Source organism: Microbacterium sp. CFBP 13617, assembly GCF_014839445.1.
GTDB lineage: Bacteria > Actinomycetota > Actinomycetes > Actinomycetales > Microbacteriaceae > Microbacterium.
This window is the reverse complement of sequence record NZ_JACYNW010000005.1, coordinates 1-19888: the sequence shown is the minus strand read 5'-3', so window position 1 is coordinate 19888 and position 19888 is coordinate 1. Positions and strand designations below refer to the sequence as shown.

Annotated in this window: 20 protein-coding genes; 9 read left to right on the top strand and 11 right to left on the bottom strand. The window is 70.6% G+C overall.

All coding sequences use genetic code 11. From position 1 onward, the window contains the following. Positions 1 to 51: 51 nt before the first annotated feature. Positions 52 to 1590 (bottom strand): sugar transferase, encoded by a 1539-nt coding sequence (locus tag IFU40_RS15415; protein ID WP_446724827.1) that lies wholly within the window; start codon positions 1588 to 1590, stop codon positions 52 to 54. A gap of 261 nt (positions 1591 to 1851) precedes the next feature. Here IFU40_RS15415 and IFU40_RS15410 point away from each other — a divergent pair, with 261 nt between their 5' ends. Then, positions 1852 to 2946, top strand: a complete 1095-nt coding sequence (locus IFU40_RS15410; protein ID WP_191926907.1) for a PIG-L family deacetylase — start codon at positions 1852 to 1854, stop codon at positions 2944 to 2946. Positions 2947 to 2956: 10 nt separating this feature from the next. Here IFU40_RS15410 and IFU40_RS15405 read toward each other — a convergent pair whose 3' ends face one another. The 3 genes from IFU40_RS15405 to IFU40_RS15395 all read right to left on the bottom strand — a co-directional run bounded on the left by IFU40_RS15405 (position 2957) and on the right by IFU40_RS15395 (position 4071). Further along, on the bottom strand, positions 2957 to 3175 hold the full coding sequence (locus IFU40_RS15405; RefSeq protein ID WP_055833876.1) for a three-helix bundle dimerization domain-containing protein: 219 nt from the start codon (positions 3173 to 3175) through the stop codon (positions 2957 to 2959). 9 nt (positions 3176 to 3184) lie between these two features. Beyond that, positions 3185 to 3709 carry a YbhB/YbcL family Raf kinase inhibitor-like protein gene (locus IFU40_RS15400; protein WP_191926906.1) on the bottom strand — a complete coding sequence of 175 codons (525 nt, stop codon included), beginning with the start codon at positions 3707 to 3709 and terminating at the stop codon, positions 3185 to 3187. Between the two features lie 80 nt (positions 3710 to 3789). Next, positions 3790 to 4071, bottom strand: a complete 282-nt coding sequence (locus IFU40_RS15395) for a hypothetical protein (RefSeq protein ID WP_156458716.1) — start codon at positions 4069 to 4071, stop codon at positions 3790 to 3792. Between the two features lie 239 nt (positions 4072 to 4310). On the opposite strand from IFU40_RS15395, the gene IFU40_RS15390 reads away from it, so the two are divergent. Beyond that, on the top strand, positions 4311 to 5396 hold the full coding sequence (locus tag IFU40_RS15390) for a PIG-L family deacetylase (RefSeq protein ID WP_191926905.1): 1086 nt from the start codon (positions 4311 to 4313) through the stop codon (positions 5394 to 5396). A 7-nt stretch (positions 5397 to 5403) separates the two neighbouring features. On the opposite strand, the gene IFU40_RS15385 is transcribed toward IFU40_RS15390, so the two are convergent. From IFU40_RS15385 to IFU40_RS15360, 6 genes are all read right to left on the bottom strand, one after another. After that, the gene (locus IFU40_RS15385; protein WP_191926904.1) at positions 5404 to 6534 is read right to left on the bottom strand and encodes a sensor histidine kinase; all 1131 of its coding nucleotides are present in this window, start codon (positions 6532 to 6534) and stop codon (positions 5404 to 5406) included. Further along, positions 6531 to 7178, bottom strand: coding sequence for a response regulator (locus IFU40_RS15380; RefSeq protein WP_191926903.1), 648 nt, complete (start codon positions 7176 to 7178; stop codon positions 6531 to 6533). The genes IFU40_RS15385 and IFU40_RS15380 overlap by 4 nt, the downstream gene beginning before the upstream one ends. Positions 7179 to 7351: 173 nt before the next feature. After that, positions 7352 to 7771, bottom strand: coding sequence for an organic hydroperoxide resistance protein (locus IFU40_RS15375; protein ID WP_191926902.1), 420 nt, complete (start codon positions 7769 to 7771; stop codon positions 7352 to 7354). 47 nt (positions 7772 to 7818) lie between these two features. Next, positions 7819 to 8298, bottom strand: a complete 480-nt coding sequence (locus IFU40_RS15370) for a MarR family winged helix-turn-helix transcriptional regulator (RefSeq protein WP_055833893.1) — start codon at positions 8296 to 8298, stop codon at positions 7819 to 7821. Positions 8299 to 8398: 100 nt separating this feature from the next. After that, on the bottom strand, positions 8399 to 9703 hold the full coding sequence (locus tag IFU40_RS15365) for a hemolysin family protein (RefSeq protein ID WP_055936125.1): 1305 nt from the start codon (positions 9701 to 9703) through the stop codon (positions 8399 to 8401). Between the two features lie 163 nt (positions 9704 to 9866). Further along, positions 9867 to 10367, bottom strand: a complete 501-nt coding sequence (locus IFU40_RS15360) for a PepSY domain-containing protein (protein WP_191915772.1) — start codon at positions 10365 to 10367, stop codon at positions 9867 to 9869. Positions 10368 to 10507: 140 nt separating this feature from the next. On the opposite strand from IFU40_RS15360, the gene IFU40_RS15355 reads away from it, so the two are divergent. The 5 genes from IFU40_RS15355 (at position 10508) to glmM (ending at position 14792) form a co-directional block, all read left to right on the top strand. Further along, positions 10508 to 11344 (top strand): alpha/beta fold hydrolase, encoded by an 837-nt coding sequence (locus IFU40_RS15355; RefSeq protein ID WP_055835851.1) that lies wholly within the window; start codon positions 10508 to 10510, stop codon positions 11342 to 11344. A gap of 190 nt (positions 11345 to 11534) precedes the next feature. Further along, entirely contained in the window at positions 11535 to 12293 is a 759-nt protein-coding gene (locus IFU40_RS15350) for a CPBP family glutamic-type intramembrane protease (protein WP_083285725.1), read from the top strand. A gap of 187 nt (positions 12294 to 12480) precedes the next feature. Beyond that, the gene (gene rplM / locus IFU40_RS15345) at positions 12481 to 12927 is read left to right on the top strand and encodes a 50S ribosomal protein L13 (protein WP_055833904.1); all 447 of its coding nucleotides are present in this window, start codon (positions 12481 to 12483) and stop codon (positions 12925 to 12927) included. Between the two features lie 24 nt (positions 12928 to 12951). After that, positions 12952 to 13422 (top strand): 30S ribosomal protein S9, encoded by a 471-nt coding sequence (gene rpsI, locus IFU40_RS15340; protein WP_055833907.1) that lies wholly within the window; start codon positions 12952 to 12954, stop codon positions 13420 to 13422. Between the two features lie 14 nt (positions 13423 to 13436). Continuing rightward, a complete protein-coding gene (glmM, locus tag IFU40_RS15335; RefSeq protein ID WP_191926901.1) occupies positions 13437 to 14792 on the top strand; it encodes a phosphoglucosamine mutase in 1356 nt (451 codons plus the stop codon). A 63-nt stretch (positions 14793 to 14855) separates the two neighbouring features. Here glmM and IFU40_RS15330 read toward each other — a convergent pair whose 3' ends face one another. Next, positions 14856 to 15785 (bottom strand): Ppx/GppA phosphatase family protein, encoded by a 930-nt coding sequence (locus IFU40_RS15330; protein WP_055833911.1) that lies wholly within the window; start codon positions 15783 to 15785, stop codon positions 14856 to 14858. A 74-nt stretch (positions 15786 to 15859) separates the two neighbouring features. Here IFU40_RS15330 and coaA point away from each other — a divergent pair, with 74 nt between their 5' ends. Then, a complete protein-coding gene (coaA, locus tag IFU40_RS15325; RefSeq protein WP_055833914.1) occupies positions 15860 to 16813 on the top strand; it encodes a type I pantothenate kinase in 954 nt (317 codons plus the stop codon). 273 nt (positions 16814 to 17086) lie between these two features. Further along, the coding region (locus tag IFU40_RS15320) for a choice-of-anchor G family protein (protein ID WP_191926900.1) at positions 17087 to 19888 on the top strand (2802 nt) is incomplete at its 3' end.

The following is a 19888-nucleotide window of genomic DNA, read 5'->3' as shown; positions in this document are numbered from 1 at the left end:
GACGCGACCCGGTGACACCAGGTCGCGGACCCGCGAGGGAGCGCGGGGATTTCACGCGGCCGTCTCGCCCGGCGCCAGGGCGGCGCGGGCGGTTTTGCCGAGAATGACGAAGTCGCCGAGAAGGGTCCAGTTCTCGACGTAGGAGAGGTCGAGGCGTACCGACTCCTCCCAGGACAGTGACGAGCGGCCGCTGACCTGCCAGAGACCCGTGATGCCGGGCTTGGCGAGGAAGCGACGGTGCACGTGGTCGGCGTACAACGCGACCTCGGACGGCAGAGGCGGACGCGGGCCGACGAGCGACATCGAGCCGCCGATGACGTTGAACAGCTGGGGGAGCTCGTCGAGGCTGAACTTGCGCATGATGCGGCCGATGCGCGTCACGCGCGGATCGTTCTTCATCTTGAACAGCACCTCGTTGCCCGCATCGCGCTGCTGCGCGGCGAGCTCCTGCAGGAGCTCTTCGGCGTTGACGACCATGCTGCGGAACTTGATCATCGTGAACTCGCGGCCGCGGAATCCAACGCGCGTCTGCCGGAAGAAGATGGGCCCGTCGCTGGTGAGGCGCACGGTGATCATGAGGAAGAGCAGGAGAGGGCTGAGCAGGACGACGCCGATGGAGGCGGACACGAGGTCGACGCTGCGCTTGAGGAAGCTCTGGCCGCGCGAGAACTTGGGCGTCTCCACGTGGATGAGCGGCAGCCCCGCCACCGGCCGCGTGTGCAGGCGGGGACCGGCGATGTCGATGATGCTGGGGGCGAGCACGAGGTGCTGCTTGCCCGCTTCGAGACTCCAGGAGATCTGCTTGACCTTGTCGGCCGGCAGATCGTCGGCGCTCGTGATCGCGACGGTGTCGGCGCCGGTGGCATCGAGGGCGCTCGTCACATCTCCGACGTGTCCCATCACGGGGATGTCGGTTCCGGGGATCACGTCGGCGATCTTGCCGTTCGGCACGCAGGCGCCGACCACGCGGTAGCCGGCGCTCGGCGTGCGGGCGAATTCGCGAGCGAGCTGCGTCACCGACGCGAGCGAACCGACGAGGAGCACGTTGGCCGAGTACTTGCCGGTCGAGCGCTGGACGATGAGCCAACGACGCCACATCCAGCGGGTGAAGATGAGCACCAGGATGCCGAGGGGGAGGCTGATCAGGAGGTACCCGCGGGCGACGTCGATCTGGGTGAGGAAGGCGATGATCGCGACGGTGCCGAAGAGTCGGAAGCTGGCGTCGGCGATGCGCACGTACTCTTGCGAGCCGGTTCCGATGACCCGGTCGCTGCGGGAGTCGACGAAGGCCAGGGCCCACATCCACGTGAGGATGAGGAGGGCCGAGAACACCCAGTACGACAGGTCGGAGATGCGGGAGTCGCGCCCCGCGGCGACCTGAGCGTTGCCGAGACCGAACCACAACAGCTGGGTTCCGTACACGACCCACGTCAGGGAGAACAGGTCGGTGAGGGCGAGATTGCGTCGATAGCGACGGCGCCACGGAACGTGTCGGCTGGAGGCGGGCTGGGAGATCCGCTCAGCACGAGGGGTGACGGGGAACTCCGCGTCGAACGACGGTGTCGCGCTTTCCCTGAGGTCGAACGTCACGTGTGTAGCTCCTCCCCCCGGGTCGAGCTCGTCGGTTTCACCTCGTGAACAATAACAGGGAAGATTCACCCGACAAGTCACCTAGCGTTTCCTGTCATCTCGCCGTCAAATGCCGGAAACCGGGGCGGCATCACCCAGAGGGTGAATCTTGGGCCCGACGGGGAGCGTCCCCTACACTCGGGCAGCGGGTCGGCCCTCTCGCCGGACCTGCACACGCACCCGCCGAGCGAGGTGTCGCACCGCCCGCCCGAAGGAACACAGATGTCCCGCGTCTCGACGCCCTCGCGACGTTCTCGCCGTCGGCGCCGATCCGCCGGACTGATCGCCGCCATCGTCGTCGCCGCCGTCGTGCTCGTCGCGGTCGCGGCCACCGTCGCCTTCTCGCTCGGCCGCGCGGCCGACGTCGTGGCATCCGCGACACCGTCGGCCACGGGCACGCCGACTCCCTCCGCCACGCCGTCTCCCTCGGTGACCCCCACGCCGACGCCGACGCCGACCCCGCCCCCCGCACCGGCGCCCCTGTCGCCGGCGGCGCAGTCCTGCGACGGTCGTCCGACCCTCATGAGCGTGTGGGCGCATCCCGACGACGACATCATCTTCGGCAACCCGGCCATCTCCGACGCCATCTCGGCCGGCGACTGTGCGCGGACCGTCTTCCTCACCGCCGGCGACGCGGGCAAGGGGCGGGGATACACGTCGTCGCGGGAGCTCGGCATCCTGCGCGCGTACAACTCCATGCGCGGGGTGAGCGGATTGTGGGACACCGACGAGATCGTGCTCGACACGGGGATGCACGTGACCCGTCTCACTCCGCAGAACGATCCACGTCTGTCAGTCGTGTTCGTGCGCCTCCCCGACGGCAACATCACCGACGGGGGATTCGCCTCGACCGGCCACGCGACGCTCAGCAAGCTGCTCGACGGGACGATCCCCACGCTGTCGCCGACCGATGACTGCCCCGATGTGACGCTCGCTCAGCTGTCGGACAGCCTCATCGAACTCGCCGAGGCGTGGCAGCCGAGTACCGTTCTCACCCACATCCCGCGTGGCAGCGCCTTCGCGCCGGGAGACCACCCCGATCACTCGGTCACCGGCACCCTCGTGCGCGATGCCCTCGGATCCCTCCCCGCGGTGGCACCCGGCATCCGGTACCTCGTGGGGTACCCGTCGGAGAAGCTGCCGCGCAACCTCGACGGCGAACAACTGGACGCCAAGATCGAGACCTACCGCGTCTACACGCAGCAGGACGAGGTCATCCGCTGCGCCGATCGGTCGGCCTGCCTCGGCACCCGGCGTTTCGGCGAGTGGCTGCAGCGGTCGTACCCGAAGAGCGAGGCCGAGCTGCAGATGGGCTGAGCCCGACGGCTCAGTCGGCCTGCAGCTCCTGCTCGACGCGGGCGCGGGCTTCGCGCTCGGCGATGATGTCGACGAAGTCCTTCACCGGTGCGTCGGCGAACTTCTCGACCGCGACCACCGCTTCGTGGTGGACCACGTCGGGCTCGGCCTCGGGGAAACGGTCGTGGAGACGTTCCTCGACGCCGGAGACGGTCGCGTCCTTGTCGAAGCCCTCGCTGCGCTGCGTCATCGGTCGTCCTCAGTGCTGGTAGGTGCCGTGGACGATCGCGCGTCCGAGGGTCGAGAAGGCCAGACCGAACGAGACGGCGGCGGGAGTGGCATCCGGATCCGCCCCGAGGGAGTCGGCGCCCACCGCGTGGACGACGAAGAAGTAACGGTGGGGCTGATCGTCCTTCGGGGGAGCGGCGCCCAGGAAGCCGGCTTGACCTCCGTCGTTGCGGACGTGGAACGCACCGGCGGGGAGCTCGCCGCCGGCGAATCCGGCCGGGATCTCGGTCAGGTCGGCGGGGAGATCGACGAGGACCCAGTGCCAGAAGCCGCTCGGCGTCGGGGCATCGGGGTCGAAACAGGTGATCGTGAACGACTTCGTCCCCTCGGGGACGTTCGACCAACGCAGGTGCGGGGACGTGTTGCCCTTGTCGGCCACCTGGTCGTCGGAGAGCGGCTGCCCCTCACGCACATCATCGCTGACCACATCGAACGCCGCCACGGAGGGGAGGAGCGGATACGGGTCGGGCGACTGCGCACGCGTGAGGTCGGTCATGACGGAACTCTAAACACGGGGGCCGCCGACCCACGAGGGCTTGCCGAGGCAAGACCGGGGAGGTAGTGGATGCCGGGAACTCACCGCGCCAGCGCGAGCAGCGATCGCGCGGCTTCGCGGCATCCGTCGGGGGCGGGCAGACCGTAATCGACCTCGACGACCGTTCTGAGATCGTCGGCCAACTGCTCGACGGACGGGCGGGAGGAAAGCGCCGCGAGGATCGGGAGGATCAGATCGTCGTATTCGTCATCGGGCCAGCCGTGGCCGATGTGATGCACGCCGATCGGGTCCCACTGGTTCAGGACGGCGCGTACGCGCAGGGCGGCGGGCGACAGTGACCGCGGCTTCGAAGACGTCTGCATGGGGCGAGTGTCCCCAGCGGTCCTAGGTGCCGGCTGGGTGTCTTCGATGTGTGGGGTGCGTGCGCCGCGGCGGGGTGAGGGCCGATCTCCGCCGGGTGGTCACACCGTCCCCGCCGCGCGGCGGGGGTGTGCGGGTCGGGCCAGCGAAAGGGTGGGCGTGCGCGATACCGTCGAGACGGTGATGCCGCCGCGACGACCCGAGTGCAGAGCGGCACGGCACGAAGAAGAACGGAGCCACCGTGAGCGACGCACAGCCGCCGTCCCCCGACGAATCCCGGGACGGCGAGCCCTCGCGCGACGCTGACGCGGCGTTCGCCCGGGCGCGCCGTGTCGTGGTGACTCGACGGGTGGCCATCGCCGGGGGTCTCACGCTTCTCGGGCTGGGCGGAGGGGCGCTGCTCTATCGTCAGGCGCGGCGCTCGGACGGCCCCGACGGGGCGTGGGTGCCGCTGGCTCCCATCGTGCCCGGACCGCTGCCGTCTGCGGTACCGACCTCGCCGGCCGCCGAGCCCCCCGGCCTCGACACCACGCTCGCGGTGTGGGCCCACGCCGACGACGACATCATCTTCGCCAACCCCGCGCTCGCCGGGGCCATCCGCAGCGGCGGGACCGTGCGCGCCGTCTACGTCACCGCCGGCGACGCCGGGCGGGGCCTCGCCTACGCCGAGAAGCGCGAGGCCGGCATCCGCGCCGCCTACGACTGCATGCGCGGAAGCACCGCGCCCTGGGCGACCACGCAGATCGAGCTGCACAGCGGTGCGCGGGTGACCCGCTTCGTCCCTTCGGACGATCCTCGGCTCTCGATCACCGTGCTGCGTCTGGCCGATGGAAACCTGGATGCCAAGGGGTTCCCCTCGACGGGGAGTGCCGGCCTGACCCAGCTCATCAACGGGAAGACGTCGACTCTGCAACCGATCGACGGCGCACCCGCGTACACGCTCGACGGGCTCACGGCGACCCTCGCCGAACTCGCCGATGCGGCCCGGCCCCAGCGCGTGTCGACGAACGTGCCGCACGGCAGCGCCTTCGCGCACGGCGACCACCCCGATCACTCCGCCGTGGGGTCGCTGATGCGGGCGATCGTGCCGACCGTCGGCATCGCGGCCGCAGCGGTGTCGTACTTCGTCGGGTACCCCTCGAAGCGCGAGCCGGCGAACGTCACGGGGGCCCTCCTCGACGACAAGGTCGACATCTACGAGACCTACGCCGCTCACGACCCGGTGGTCACGTGCGAGAACGCCTCGGCCTGTCTCGCCCAACCGGGCTTCGGGCAATGGCTGCGGCGGTCGTACGCCAAGAGCGACGACGAGCTCCGGCTCACCTGACGCCCGCTCAGCTCTCGGTCTCGCGCCGGGGCACCGACACGGCCAAGCGGAAGCCGCCGTCGACACCCTCGGCCGCGTGCAGGCGGCCGCCGAGGAGTTCGGCCCGTTCGCGCAGCCCCCGCAGCCCCGTGCCGCTGGAGGGGAGGCGCAGGCGGGCCGCCCGGGCGGCGTCGTTCTGCACGACCACGTCGATGCTCGAGGTGGAGGCCGTCGCGGTCACGCGAACGGGGGCTCCCGGTGCGTGCTTGCGCGCATTGGTCAGCCCCTCCTGCACCGTGCGGTACACCGCGCGCTGCACCGCGGGGGTGAGGTCGGAGGGGAGGTCGGCCTCGAGCCGGGCATCGAGTCCGCTGTCGGCGATCAGCCGGGGGAGGTCGGCGAGGGTGGGCTGCGGGGCGGGGGAGTCGGTGGTCGCTCCGTCGGCGCGCAGCACGCTCACCATCTGCCGCAGCTCGTCGAGGGTGCGCACCGAGAGGGTGCGGATGATGCCGGCCACGCGCCGCGCTTCGGGATCGGGCGAGGCGACCTGGAGCGCACCGGCCTGCACGGCCGTGAGGCTCACCTGGTGCGACACGACATCGTGCATCTCGCGCGAGATGCGGGCCCGTTCCCGCCGCAGGACGTCCTGCTCATCGCGGCGGCGCTCGCTCTCACGCGCGGCCGACAGCTCGGCGACCCGGGCGGACAGCTCGAGGCGCGTGCGCACGAGGGCGCCGAGCGCGATCGGGGTCGCGGCGTACATGAGGGCGTACAGGAGCGAGGGCGCCAGATAGTCGAGCGGGGGCAGCTGCCAGTCGGGGAGGAGGAAGCAGGCGAACGTGACTGCGCCCGCCCCCACCAGCAGCGGGATCCGCCGCACGCGCACCGCCACGGAGTACAGGGCGATGGGAGCGGCGACGGTCATGGCATCCACCACCAGCCCCGGGAGGACGAGGGCGAAAGCCACCCAGGGCAGGCGCCGGCGCACCAGGAGCCCCGCCACGGCGAGCAGCGCCCACGCCGACTCGATCGGCGACCACCCCGGCAGCGACACGGCCACGTCGAGCAGGGCCGCGGCGGCCAGGGCGACATCGATCGTCGCGTCGAAGACCCGGCTCCCGGCGAACGCCGCCCATCGCGCCCGGACCGCCGAGATCATCCGCGCCCGCCGCGACGCCCCGCGCGTTCGGCGATGAGCGCCGCCTCCAACCGCGATGAGACCGACATCTTGCCGAGGATCGCGCTCACGTGGTCTTTCACGGTGGCCCCGCTGAGGTGCAGCCGCTTGCCGATCTCGGCGTTCGACTCGCCCGTCGGCAGGCAGGCCAGTACGTCGCGTTCTCGATCGGTCAGCAGTGCGACCCGTCGAGACGCCTCGCGGTCGGTCGCCCCCGCGTACCCCTCGACGAGGGTGCGCGAGACCTGGGGCGAGAGCACGACCCCGCCGGCCGCGAGCGTGCGCACCATCGCGGCCAGGTGCTCGGGAGCCGTGTCTTTGACGAGGAACCCCGCGGCGCCCTCGTGCAGGGCGCGCGCGATGTACTCGTCGGTGTCGAACGTCGTGAGGATGCCGATGACGGGGCGATCCGCGTCGGTGGCGAGTTCCGTCAGGATCTCGAGCCCACTGCGGCCGGGCATGCGGATGTCGAGCAGCACCACGTCGGGCTTCTCGCGGCGGATCACCTCGACGGCGACGTCGCCGTCGACCGCCGCGACCACGTCGATGTCGGGGGAGGCGCCGAGGATCATCTCGAAGCCGGAGCGCACGAGCGCCTCATCGTCGACGACAACCACGCGGATCACGACAGTCACTGTACGCGCGGGGCTCCACGCGCGGGGCTCCGCCCGGGTGCAGGCGGGCGACAGAACGACGCCGCCCGCGGGGAGCGGGCGGCGTCGGGGTTCTTCGCGGGGCGAAGTCCGGAACGGGGTGCGATACGTGGGGCTCAGCACCCCGCCCCGGGGTCGGGGAGAGGTCAGTCCTCGGAGACGGTGACGGTGACCTCGATGTTGCCGCGGGTGGCGTTGGAGTACGGGCACACCTGGTGGGCCTCGTCGGCGAGCTGCTGGGCGAGGTCGTGCTCGATACCGGGCAGGACCACCTCGAGCAGGACGGCGAGCTGGTAGCCGCCCTGGCCGTTCGGGCCGAGGTGGACGCAGCCGCCGACCGAGGAGTCGTCGATCTTCACCTTGTGCGCGCGGGCGACGGCGTGCAGTGCGCTGTGGAAGCACGCGGCGTACCCGGCGGCGAAGAGCTGCTCGGGGTTGGTGCCCTTGCCCGAGCCGCCCAGCTCGGTGGGAGGGGCGACCTCGAGGTCGATGTAGGGGCCGGCGGTGACGTGGCCGGTGCGGCCCTGACCGGTGGAGACGGCTTCGGCGGTGTAGAGAACGTCCATGGGTGTTCCTTTCGAGGGGCGGGTGGGGAGGAGGAGTCGAGTGGGGCTCACGCGGGCGGCCGCGGCACTCCGGCGGCGGCGAGCACGGTGTCGGGGCGGTCGCGCAGGTCGCGCATCGCGTCGGTGAGCTGGTGCAGGGCGTCGATCAGCTCACGCGCGCTGTCTTCGTCGGTCAAGCCTGAGCCTGCGGCGATGCACCGGGGGACGTGCGCGAGTTCCTGTCGCATCTCGTGCCCGCGATCGGTCAGCGCCACGGTGACGACGCGCTCGTCGTCGGATCGGCGCGATCGGGTGAGGTAGCCGGCGGTCTCCATGCGCGCGAGCATCGGCGACAGAGTTCCGGAGTCGAGCTGGAGGGCGTCGCCCAGGCTGCTCACGGTCTGGTCCCCGTCGACCCACAGCGTCACCAGGGCGATGTACTGCGGATACGTGAGGTTCCACGGCTCGAGCAGCACCCGGTAGGCCTGGGTGGTCGTACGGTTCGCGGCGTAGAGCGCGAAGCAGACGAGGTCGTCGACGGCGGGCATGACAGAAGCATTGCACACAACTCGGTTGTGCACAACTTTGTTGGATGCGCCTCATCGACAGCCGGTGCGCGGGGTCCGGACCGGACCCCGCGCACCGGGGTCACACCGGGCTGGACGCCTCGGTGTCGGGAGTCTCGTCGTCGAGGGGATGCCGCGTCACCAGCAGTTCCGCTACGCGTCGTCGATCCACGGCCTTGACCTGGAGCGTGGCGCCGTCGACCTCGACCGTGTCGCCGACACGGGCCAGCCGGCCCAGGCGTTCGACCACGAAACCGGCGACCGTGTCGGAGGCGCCGCGGGGGAGGCTGACCCCCGTCGCCTCCTCGAAGTCCTGCAGGTTCAGCCGACCCTCGACGGTGCCGTGCTCGCCCTCGGCGAGGGGTTGCTCGGCGTCGGTGTCGTACTCGTCGAAGATCTCGCCGACGACCTCTTCAACCAGGTCTTCGAGCGTCACGATGCCGTCGGTTCCGCCGTACTCGTCGACGACGACGGCGATGTGGCTGCCCTCGGCGCGCATCGCGGTGAGCGTGGGCAGCACCCGAGCCGTCGACGGGAAGTACCGGATCGCGCGCATCACGGCGGCCAGGGGCCGCTCCGGGTCTTCGTACAGGTCGCGCACGTGGACGAAGCCCACGACGTCGTCGATGGTCTGCTCGGCCACCGGGTACCGCGAGAACGGGAGGTCGCGCACCTGATCCATGGCTTCGGCGATCGTGCCGCCGGCATCCAGGGTCACGACCTCCGGTCGCGGGCGCATGACCTCGCTCACGTGGCGGTCACGGAGGGACAGGACGTCGTCGAGGATGCGCCGTTCGTCGGCCGGAAGCCCCTCGTGGCTCGACACGATGTCGCGAAGTTCTTCTTCGGTGAGCTCCTCACCGGTCTTGTTCGGGTCGCCGCCCAGCAGGCGCACCAGCAGGTTCGTCGACAGCGACAGCAGCCAGATGACCGGTCGCATCAGCTTCGCGAACCCGTTCAGCACCGGTGCCGCCGCGTACGCGAACGCGGCGTTGCGCTGGATGGCGAGGCGCTTGGGCACGAGCTCGCCCAGAACGAGCGAGAGGTAGGCGATCACCAGGGTGAGCGCGATGGTCGAGACCGTGGCCGCGAGGCCCGGCTCGAGACCGAGACCCTCGAACAGCGGGGTGACCGAGGGGGCGATGGAGGAGGCGCCGTAGGCGGCCGACGCGAAGCCCGCCACGGTCACGCCGATCTGCACCGCCGACAGGAAGGTGTTCGGGTTCCGGGCGAGCTCGGCGACCTTCTGTCCGCGCTTGCCTCGGGCGGCCAGGGCGTTCACCTGACTGTCGCGCAGCGTGACGAGCGCCATCTCGGTCGCGGCGAAGACTCCGCCGACAAGAACGAACACGACGACGAGAACGATGTTGAGGACGAGATCGTTCATCGCCTTCCCTCCTCCGATCCGCGAAGGACGGCACCCGGGGTCACCCGGGCGCTCGGACTGTGACCGTCGGAGTCGGCAGCGTGGCTCATGACGGAATCGTATTCAGGCGGGCCCGGGGCGGGCAGCTTCCCGTCCGGGCTTGCGTGGTCACGCCCGTTCTGCTTCAGCGGCCGGTGCTGACGACCGCGCCGTCGCCGGCGGAGATGCGCACCACGGCACCGCTCTGCATCTCGACCGTCCACGACCAGTCCCCTCCGTCGTCGTCGAGCTCCACCTCGTCGATGCGGTCGCCGCCCGGGTTCTGGGCGGCGGCGATGCGGACGGCGTCGGCCAACGTCGTCACCGCCGCATCGAGGGCGGCGCGCTCGTCGGCGTCGATCCCGTCGTCGTCGCTCCGGGACTGCACGGTCGCCCCGTCGGACGCGAGGTGCACCTCGACCTCGCGGTCGCCGACGGCGACGTGGACCTCCCAGGAGTCGTCGTCGCCGCGGTCGAGGGCGAACGCGCGTCCGCCGGCATCGGCCTCGGCGGTGTTCGCCGCCCTGATCGCGGTCTCGTCGGTGGCGGACGTGTTCGCGCCTCCGGGTGCCGGGGTGCAGGAGCTGAGGGCGAGAGCGCTGACGACGGCGAGCAGGGTGATGCCGGGGATGCGGGTCGAATCCATAGCGGCAGGTTAGCCAGCCCGCTCGCGCGCGCGGCGGTCGTTGCATCCGGGCGACCGCTGTGCGAGTGGTGCTCTAGCAAGCCGCGGGTGGAACGTCAACGGCAGGCCCGCGTACAGGTGCGGGTCGAAGCATGGCGGTCATGAGCGAGATCACCGCACACCATGGACTTCTGACCGACATCGACCTGCACGTCGACGACACGGGCGGCACGGGTCGCCCCGTCGTGCTGATCCACGGATGGCCCCTCTCGGGCGAATCCTGGGCCCATCAGGTGCCCGCCCTCGAGGCGGCCGGCCACCGCGTCGTGACGTACGACCGTCGCGGCTTCGGCCGGAGCGACAAGCCCCGTACCGGGTACGACTACGACACGTTCGCCGACGACCTCGAGGCCGTCCTCACCGCCCTCGACCTGCGCGACGTCACGCTCGTCGGCTTCTCGATGGGCGGCGGCGAGGTCGCCCGCTACCTGACGCGTCACGGATCGGGTCGCGTGCACAGCGTCGTCTTCGCCGCAGCCGTGCCCCCGTACCTGGCGAAGACCGAGGACAACCCCGAGGGCCCCCTCGACGACGAGACCGCCGACGGCATGAAGCAGGGCCTGAAGGGCGACGAGAAGGCGTTCTACCACCAGTTCACGACGGACTTCTTCTCGGTCGACGGCGCGCTCGCCGTGCCCGCGGCCGAGCAGGTCGAAGCCGAGCGCCTCGCGAACCAGGCCGACCACCACGCAGCACTGAAGTCGATGGAGGCGTTCGCCACGACCGACTTCCGCGAGGATCTGCCGAACGTGACCGTTCCGACCCTCGTCATCCACGGGGACAGCGACGCCACGGTGCCCTTCGAGGGGTCGGGCAAGCGCACGCACGAGGCCATCGCGGGCAGCGAGCTGCACGTGGTCGCGGGGGCCCCGCACGGCGTGAACGTCAGCCACGCCGACGAGTTCAACCGCGTGCTGATCGACTTCCTGCAGCGCTGATCGGTCCGCGTCCCTCTCTCGCCCGCATCCGCGGAGGACGCGCACACGACATCACGGACGCCCCGTCACCTCACCGGTGGCGGGGCGTTCGTGCGTGCGGGTGAGAACGCGTGATCCAACGGGTGAGTCGACGCGGGGGAGGCGCGGGGTGACCGGGTCGACGGCGACCTGCAGCCCTAGCCTGACGCGCATGAGCGACGAATCCGCCGTCCCGAGCCCCGCCCGGCGTGCCCGGCGTCGTCGGCCCCGCCGGTGGCGCGAGGGCGGCTCCACGACCGCGCGCTGGGACGTCGAGATGCTCGGCTGGGCCGTGCTCGCGCTGGGCGCGGGGGCGCTCGCGTCGCGCGCCGCGTCGGAGATGCTGCCCGTCGAGACCCGCGCGGCGTCGGCGCAGGCGGTGATCTGGCTCGCCTTCGCGGTGCCCGTCGTGTTCGCTCTCGGTCGTTCCCGTCCTCGCGGTCTGCTCGTGTTCCGAACGGTGGACCTGCTCTACGGGGTCGTGTTCGGCGTCCTCGTGCGCCTGGCCCAGGGGGCGATCGCCGGAGCCGGGGGAGAGCCGGCCCCCTGGCCGACGACGTTCTCGGCCGACGGCGCGCTGCCCACGTCTTTCGTCTTCGACGCCGTCGCCGGCACGATCGTGTCGTCCGCGGCGGAGGAGTTCTTCTTCCGCGGCGTCGTGCTCGTGTGCGTCTATACGGTGCTGCGACGATTCAGCGGCCCGGTTGCGGCCGGCGTGGCCGCGGCGGCTCTGTCGACCGGCTCGTTCGTCGGCGCGCACCTGCTGGTCGCGGCGCCCGGCTCGGTGGATGCGCCGACCCTCGGCATCCTGGGACTGGTCGCCAGCGCCCTCGTCCTCGGCTCGGGACGTCTGGGCGGCGCGCTTTTCACGCATATCGTCTTCAACGCGACGGGGTACGCCCTGATCGCGGTGGGGACCCTGTCGGCCTGAGCGGGCCGGCGACGTTTGGTGCTGGCATCCGGATGCCGTAGTCTTGTTCTTTGGTGCCCGCCTCTCTGCGAGCGGGTTGCCCGAACGTGAGCCCTCCACCGGCCCTGTTCCCCCGTCATCGGCGGGGAACGGACCACCGGAGCGGGATTCACGAACTCCTCCGTTCGAACAAGAAAGCAGCACTACTGTGACGCGCACTTTCACCCCCAAGGCCGCTGAGGTCACGCGCGAGTGGGTCGTTATCGACGCCACCGACGTCGTCCTCGGCCGTCTGGCCTCGCACGCGGCGGTCCTCCTCCGCGGCAAGCACAAGGCCACCTTCGCCAACCACATCGACTCGGGCGACTTCGTCATCGTGATCAACGCCGAAAAGGTGGCGCTCACGGGTCAGAAGCTCCAGAAGAAGAAGGCCTACCGCCACTCGGGCTACCCGGGCGGCCTCAAGTCGGTCACGTACGAGGAACTCCTCGACAAGAACCCCGTCCGCGCGGTCGAGAAGGCCATCCGCGGCATGCTGCCCAAGAACAGCCTCGGCGCGGCGCAGCTCAAGAAGCTCAAGGTGTACCGCGGCGCCGAGCACCCCCACGGTGCTCAGCTGCCCACGGCCTACACCTTCGACCAGGTCGCCCAGTAAGCGCCGCCGGATAAGGACGAAACAGTGTCGAACATCGACCCCAGCAACTACAGCACCGAGACGCCGGCCGAGCAGTCCGTCGTCGCGGCCGAGCGCCCCGTTCTCTCGGTTCCCGGCGCAGCCGTCGGCCGTCGCAAGCAGGCCATCGCCCGCGTGCGTCTGGTTCCCGGCTCGGGCACGATCACGGTCAACGGCCGCACGATCGAGGACTACTTCCCGAACAAGCTGCACCAGCAGCTGATCAACGACCCGTTCACGGTGCTCGAGCTCGCGGGCTCGTACGACGTGATCGCACGCATCTCCGGTGGCGGCCCCTCGGGTCAGGCCGGCGCGCTGCGTCTCGGCATCGCCCGTTCGCTGAACGGCATCGACGAAGAGAACAACCGCCCCACCCTGAAGAAGGCCGGCTTCCTCTCGCGCGACGCTCGCGTCAAGGAGCGCAAGAAGGCCGGACTCAAGAAGGCCCGCAAGGCGCCTCAGTACTCCAAGCGCTGAGTTCGAAACTCCGGATGCCTCTTTTCGGCACGGACGGGGTGCGGGGGCTGGCCAACGGCCTCCTCACCGCCGAACTCGCGCTGCACCTGGCCCAGGCGACTGCTGTCGTCCTGGGCCAGGGCCGTTCGGCGGAGGCGCGGAAGGCCGAAGGCCGCCGCCTCACCGCCGTCGTCGCGCGCGACCCGCGCGTCTCGGGGGAGTTCCTCGCGGCCGCGGTCGCTGCGGGACTCGCTTCGTCGGGCGTCGACGTGCTCGACGCCGGGGTCATCCCCACCCCCGCCACCGCGTTCCTCATCGCCGACCATGACGCCGACTTCGGTGTGATGGTCTCGGCGTCGCACAACCCCGCTCCCGACAACGGGATCAAGATCTTCGCCCGCGGGGGCACCAAGCTCCCCGACGAGGTCGAGCAGCGCATCGAGCAGGCGCTCGAGGGCGAACGACTGCAGCCCACCGGGGCCGGCGTCGGTCGCATCCGTCGGTTCGCCGACGCGGAGGACCGCTACGTGCTGCACCTGCTGGGCTCGCTGCCGCACCGCCTCGACGGCATCCACGTCGTGCTCGACTGCGCCCACGGCGCCGCGGCCGGCGTGTCGCCCGAGACGTTCAAGGACGCCGGCGCGACGGTCACCGTCATCGGCGCCGAACCCGATGGTCTGAACATCAACGACGGCGTGGGCTCGACGCACCTCGACGTGCTCGCTGAAGCCGTCGTGCGCCTCGGCGCCGACGTCGGCATCGCCCACGACGGCGACGCGGACCGCTGTCTGGCCGTCGACGCGCAGGGCAACATCGTCGACGGCGACCAGATCATGGCCATCCTCGCGGTGGCGATGAAGCAGCGTGGAGCGCTCGTCGACGACACGCTCGTTGCGACGGTCATGAGCAACCTCGGCCTGCACCGCGCGATGGAGGCCCATGGCATCCGGGTCCTGCAGACCGGCGTCGGCGACCGTTACGTGCTCGAGGCCATGAACGAGGGCGGCTACTCCCTCGGTGGCGAGCAGTCGGGCCACGTCATCATGAGCCGCTTCGCGACGACGGGTGATGGCCTGCTCACCGGCCTGCACCTCGTCGCCGAGATGGCGCGACAGGGCAAGACGCTCGGTGAGCTCGCCTCGATCATGACGGTGTACCCGCAGGTGCTCGTGAACGTGCGCGGCGTCGACCGCGACGGCGTGCACGACGAGGGGGTCCAAGAGGCCGTCGCCGCGGCGACCGCCGAACTGGGTGACTCGGGCCGCGTACTGCTGCGCGCCTCGGGCACCGAGCAGCTCGTGCGCGTCATGGTCGAAGCCGCGTCCGAAGAAGACGCCCGCGCGCACGCGGACCGTCTCGCCGAGGTCGTGCAGGAGCGCTTGGCGCTGTAGTCCGGCCCGTCGGCGGGCTCACGCCCCTTCACACGAGGGGCGGAGCACGCCGACGCGGCGGCGTCAGTACTCGAGCGACTCGATGTAGCGCAGCAGGACGCCCTCGCGGAGCGCCCAGGGGGAGACCTCGAGCTCCTCGACGTCGAGGGCCTTCATCGCCCGCTCCACCACGATCGCGGCGGCGACGATCTGGAACGTGCGATCGGCGGTGATGCCGGGAAGGGCCTCGCGGGCGTCGGCGGGGATGCGCGCGAGGCGCGGGATCCAGTCCTTCAACTCCCGCCGGGGCAGGACCATGCGGTCGATGCCCGACCACCCCGGCACCGGGTAGCCCGCGAGCTTCGCGAGCGAGCGGATCGCCTTCGACGAGCCCACGACGTGGTCGGGACGGGGGAGCGCGGCGAAGCGCTCGGCCACCGGCGCGAGCACCGTCATGGCGTGCTGGCGCAGCGCGTCGATCTCGTCGGCGCTCGGCGGATCGTGCGGAAGGAACTGCACGGTCGAACGGCCCGCGCCCAGGGGCACCGACTCGGCGAGATCGGGCAGCTCGTCGGCACCGCCGGCGATCTCGAGCGACCCGCCGCCGATGTCGAACAACAGGATCTGCCCGGCCGACCAGCCGAACCACCGCCGCACCGCGAGGTAGGTGAAGCGCGCCTCGGTCTCGCCCCCGAGCACCTGCAGGGGCTGGCCCAGGGCCTCCTCGATCAGCGCGATGACGGCCTCGCCGTTGGTCGCATCGCGAACGGCCGACGTCGCGGTCGCGAGCAACTCGTCGACGCCCTCGGCCTTGGCCGTCGCGCAGGCCGCGGTCACGGCATCCACGAGGCCCTTCACACCCTCGGGCGAGATGGACCCGTCGGGCTGCAGATACCGCATGAGGCGCAGGACCGAGCGGTGCGAGGTCGTCGCGGTGGGACGACCTCCGGCCCGGGCGTTCGCGACGAGCAGATGGACGGTGTTCGAACCGATGTCGAGGACTCCCAGGCGCACGGTCCGAGCGTAGTGGGGCACGCGGTGACGGGGTGATCCGCGGGGGAGGAAGGCGACGCCGGTAGCATGGGCGGGTGTCCGCCGCCGAGACCGCCGCTCCCGCGCCGTCGCTGAGCCCCTACCGCCAGATCGATCGTGACGACTGGGCCCGCATGGCCGGGGGGATCGCGCAGCCGCTCACCGACAACGAGATCGTGCAGCTGCGGGGCATCGGTGACCGCCTCGACCCTCGCGAGGTGGCCGAGGTGTACCTGCCGCTCAGTCGTCTGCTGAGCCTGTACGCGCGGGCGACCCGCCGACTCGGCGCCGACACGAGCGAGTTCCTGGGCGAGCCCGATGCCACGACCCCCTTCGTCATCGGCGTCGCCGGTTCAGTTGCGGTGGGAAAATCGACCATCGCGCGCCTGCTGCGCGAACTCATGAGCCGCTGGCCCGACACTCCCCGCGTGGAGCTCGTGACGACCGACGGCTTCCTCTATCCCAACGCCGAGCTCGAGCGACGCGGGTTGATGGACCGCAAGGGCTTTCCCGAGTCGTACGACCGGCGGGCGCTGGTGGAGTTCCTCAGCGAGGTGAAGTCGGGCGCCGGCGAGGCCCGGGCACCGTTCTACTCGCACGTGCGGTACGACATCATGCCCGACGCCCACGTGAGCGTGCACCGCCCCGACGTCGTCATCGTCGAGGGGCTCAACGTTCTGCAACCGCCGCCGTCGCCCAACGAGGTCGCCGTCAGCGACCTGTTCGACTTCTCGATCTACGTGGATGCCGACGCGGCACACATCGAGCGCTGGTACGTCGACCGCTTCCTGGCGTTGCGCGACAACGCCTTCACCAACCCCACGTCGTTCTTCCGGGTCTTCGCCGACATCAGCGACGACGAGGCCGTCGAGCGGGCCCTGGGGTACTGGCGCGAGATCAACCTGCCGAACCTCGAAGAGAACGTGCTCCCCACGCGCCACCGCGCGAAGCTCGTGCTGCAGAAGGGCGCCGACCACACCGTCGAGTCGGTGCTGCTGCGCAAGCTCTGAGCCGGCGTCGTCATCCCGATGGCGGGGTGCAGCGCGCGGCGTCCCGGTACTACGGGGTCGTCTCACACGCGCGCTCGCGAGGTGCGCGCTGCGCGCTACCGATCGACTACCTAGGGCTGCGCAGAGGCACTACGCATCACCGGGTTCCCGCACGCGAACCGGTAGCCGACGCCGTTCACAGATTCCTCACAGGCGACTTAGCTGACCCCACGGCTGTCTCCGGCGGCCGTGATGGGTGCCGCCACGGCATCCGGGTACCAAGGGGAGTGCTTCATGGATCGCGTGCAGCGGGGAGCGCCGGGCGTCGAACCCGGCGGGGTGACGAGAAGACGTGGGCTGTGGACCGGCAGTCGACTCGGACGAACGGCCGTCAAGACCGTCGCGGCCGTCGGCGCGGCTTCACTGAGCTTGTTCGGCGGTGTGACAGCCGCCCAGGCGGCGGCGGGCGACGAGGCACGCGCGACCGGGACGTTCCTCGGCGGGAGCATCCTCACCTCGCTCGACCTCGACGCGATCGCGCAGATCAACGGCGCTGCCGCCGAGAACAACGGTGTGCAGGAAACCGTCGCCAGCTACAACACCCTCGACCTGACCGCGCTCGGAACGGTCAACGTCACCGTGAGCCCCGGCGTGCAGATCCCCCTGAACCTCGGCTCGCTGGGCGTGGTCGGGCAGTACGCGAGCGCGAGCCCGGATGCGTCGTCGGTCGGAGCGTCGGGTGCGGTCGGCTCGGGCGGCATCATCGGCACCGGAGCCCCCGCCGCCGGGCCCCTGACCCTGAACCTCGGCACGGCCGTCGACGCGCTGGCGCCGACCGTCGGCAGTGCCCTGACCAACGAGATCGGCAACCTCGATCTCACCCTCGGGGTCTCGAGCTCCCGCGCCGAGCTGGCCGCCGCGTCGGGTGGCCCCGCGGGTACTTACACGATCGCCGGCGGACAGCTCGTGATCCAGAGCCAGACGCTGCAGAACCTGACCGGGACGATCAACACCACGGTGGGGGGCCTGCAGGCCACCGTCGACAACGTCGACACCGGTATCACCTCTGCTCTGCAGTCGCTGCTCGGCCCCGTCAACCTGCTCATCGCGGCCAACGTGCAGGTCGGCACGACGAGCCTCACCGGGGCCGTCAGCGGGCTTCTCACCGAGCAACTCACCTCTCCCCAGTACCCCGGCGTCGCGATCGATCTCAGCACCGGCTCGATCCTCATCGACCTCGATCAGATCCAGCCGCTGAACGGCCAGGCGCCGGGCACCGAGGTGCTCAGCGGCGCCACCGTCGACGCCATCCAGGCCGCGGTCGTCGCGCTGGTCGACGGTCTGCTCGACCGCGTCTCCACCACCCTGACGGGGGCCGTGCGCGGACTGAGCGTCACCGGTGGTGCGCGACTGGGCCAGCTGAACGTGGTGACGCTGAACACCACGGTCGGCGCGATCCTGGACGGCAACGTCAGCAACGTCACGGTCGCGGGTATCTCGGTACCGGGCGGCGTGGGTGCCATCGTCGGCGCACTGGCGACGCCTCTGCGCGGACTGGTGACGAACATCGGCGGATCGGTCGATGCACTGATCACGCCGGTGAACAACCTGGTCAGCCCCGCCATCGACGCGATCGTGCCGTCGGTGGCGAGCATCACCGTCAACAACCGCAGCAGTGAGGCCGAGTTCACGGCATCCGGAATCTTCTCGATCACCGCCGCGATCGTCACGGTGCTGCCGCCGCTGTCGGGTGGCGTCACCCTCGAACTCGCGAACGCGACGGTCGGCCCGAACGTCGTCGACGACAACGCCGACGTGGCGATCACCGCTCCGACCGACGGTCAGGAGTTCGTCGTCCCGGGCCCCACCGACACCACCACGGTGAACGTCGAGGGCACCGGAGAACCCGGCGAGACCGTCACCGTCGCCATCGCCGGTCAGCCCGATCAGACACCCACGGTCACTCCGGAAGGGACCTGGACTGCCCCGTTCACCGGTCTGGCGCCGGGAAGTTACACGGCGACGGTGACGCAGGCCGCCGACGGGTCGACCGACACGGTGACCTTCGTCGTAGCCGCGGCACCGGACGTCGCCATCGCCGCCCCCACCACGGGCCAGATCATCGTCGTCGCCGACGCGGATGACCTCACCCCGGTGACGGTGTCGGGTACCGGCTACGCCGGCTCGGACATCACCGTCGGACTCGCCGGTCAGACCCAGACGGTCCCGGTCGACGGGGCCGGCAACTGGACAGCGACCTTCACCGGAATCGGCGTCGGCTCGTACACCGCCACCGCCAGTCAGGACTTCGACGACTCGAGCGACACGGTGAGCTTCACGGTCGCGGAAACCCCCGACGTCCTGATCGGCCAGCCCGGTCCGGGCGCCGAGTTCGCCGTGGGCGGCCTGACACCGACGACTACCGTCGGCGTCTCGGGCTCCGCCGCGCCGAACGCCTCCGTGACGGTGACCTTGAACACCGGAGCCACGCAGGGCACGGTGGCCGCGGCCGACGGAGCGTGGAACGTCGAGTTCGTGGGGCTCGGCATCGCCGAGTACACCGCGACGGCGACCCAGGATGCCGACCAGTCCACCGATTCGGTGACCTTCGAGGTCGTGCTCGCGACCCCGGTCGACATCACGAGCCCGGCCAACGGCGATGAGCTGCTCGTCGCCGGACCCGACGCGACGCGTGCCGTCACCATCACGGGAACCGGTCAGGCCGGCGCCGAGGTGCAGGTGCAGGTCGCGTTGGGCACGTCGCGGACGGGGACGGTCTCGCCGTCGGGCATCTGGACGGTGACCTTCCCGGCCCTGCCCGTCGGTTCTTACACGGTGTCGGCGACACAGGACATCGATCTCAGTACCGACATTGTCACCTTCGGGGTGGCGGCACAGGTGGCTGACGCCGAGGCCGACGTTCTCGACCTCGTCGACATCGACGTGGACGTGCTCGACATCGACGCTCTCGACCTCGATGTCGACGTGACGGACGCGGATGCGGTCGACGCGGATGCCGACGTCGACGCGGACGCGGATGCGGATGGTGCGGATGCGGAGGCGTTGGATGTTCTCGACGTCGATGTGCCTGACGTG

Bases quoted from the DNA above. Each gene is read 5' to 3' on its own strand.
- IFU40_RS15410 (WP_191926907.1), top strand. From the start codon at position 1,852: ATGTCCCGCGTCTCGACGCCCTCGCGACGTTCTCGCCGTCGGCGCCGA.
- IFU40_RS15400 (WP_191926906.1), bottom strand. From the start codon at position 3,709: ATGACCGACCTCACGCGTGCGCAGTCGCCCGACCCGTATCCGCTCCTC.
- IFU40_RS15350 (WP_083285725.1), top strand. From the start codon at position 11,535: ATGAGCGACGAATCCGCCGTCCCGAGCCCCGCCCGGCGTGCCCGGCGT.
- IFU40_RS15385 (WP_191926904.1), bottom strand. From the start codon at position 6,534: ATGATCTCGGCGGTCCGGGCGCGATGGGCGGCGTTCGCCGGGAGCCGG.
- IFU40_RS15375 (WP_191926902.1), bottom strand. From the start codon at position 7,771: ATGGACGTTCTCTACACCGCCGAAGCCGTCTCCACCGGTCAGGGCCGC.
- IFU40_RS15365 (WP_055936125.1), bottom strand. From the start codon at position 9,703: ATGAACGATCTCGTCCTCAACATCGTTCTCGTCGTCGTGTTCGTTCTT.
- IFU40_RS15405 (WP_055833876.1), bottom strand. From the start codon at position 3,175: ATGACGCAGCGCAGCGAGGGCTTCGACAAGGACGCGACCGTCTCCGGC.
- IFU40_RS15360 (WP_191915772.1), bottom strand. From the start codon at position 10,367: ATGGATTCGACCCGCATCCCCGGCATCACCCTGCTCGCCGTCGTCAGC.
- glmM (WP_191926901.1), top strand. From the start codon at position 13,437: ATGCCTCTTTTCGGCACGGACGGGGTGCGGGGGCTGGCCAACGGCCTC.
- IFU40_RS15370 (WP_055833893.1), bottom strand. From the start codon at position 8,298: ATGCCCGCCGTCGACGACCTCGTCTGCTTCGCGCTCTACGCCGCGAAC.
- IFU40_RS15395 (WP_156458716.1), bottom strand. From the start codon at position 4,071: ATGCAGACGTCTTCGAAGCCGCGGTCACTGTCGCCCGCCGCCCTGCGC.
- IFU40_RS15355 (WP_055835851.1), top strand. From the start codon at position 10,508: ATGAGCGAGATCACCGCACACCATGGACTTCTGACCGACATCGACCTG.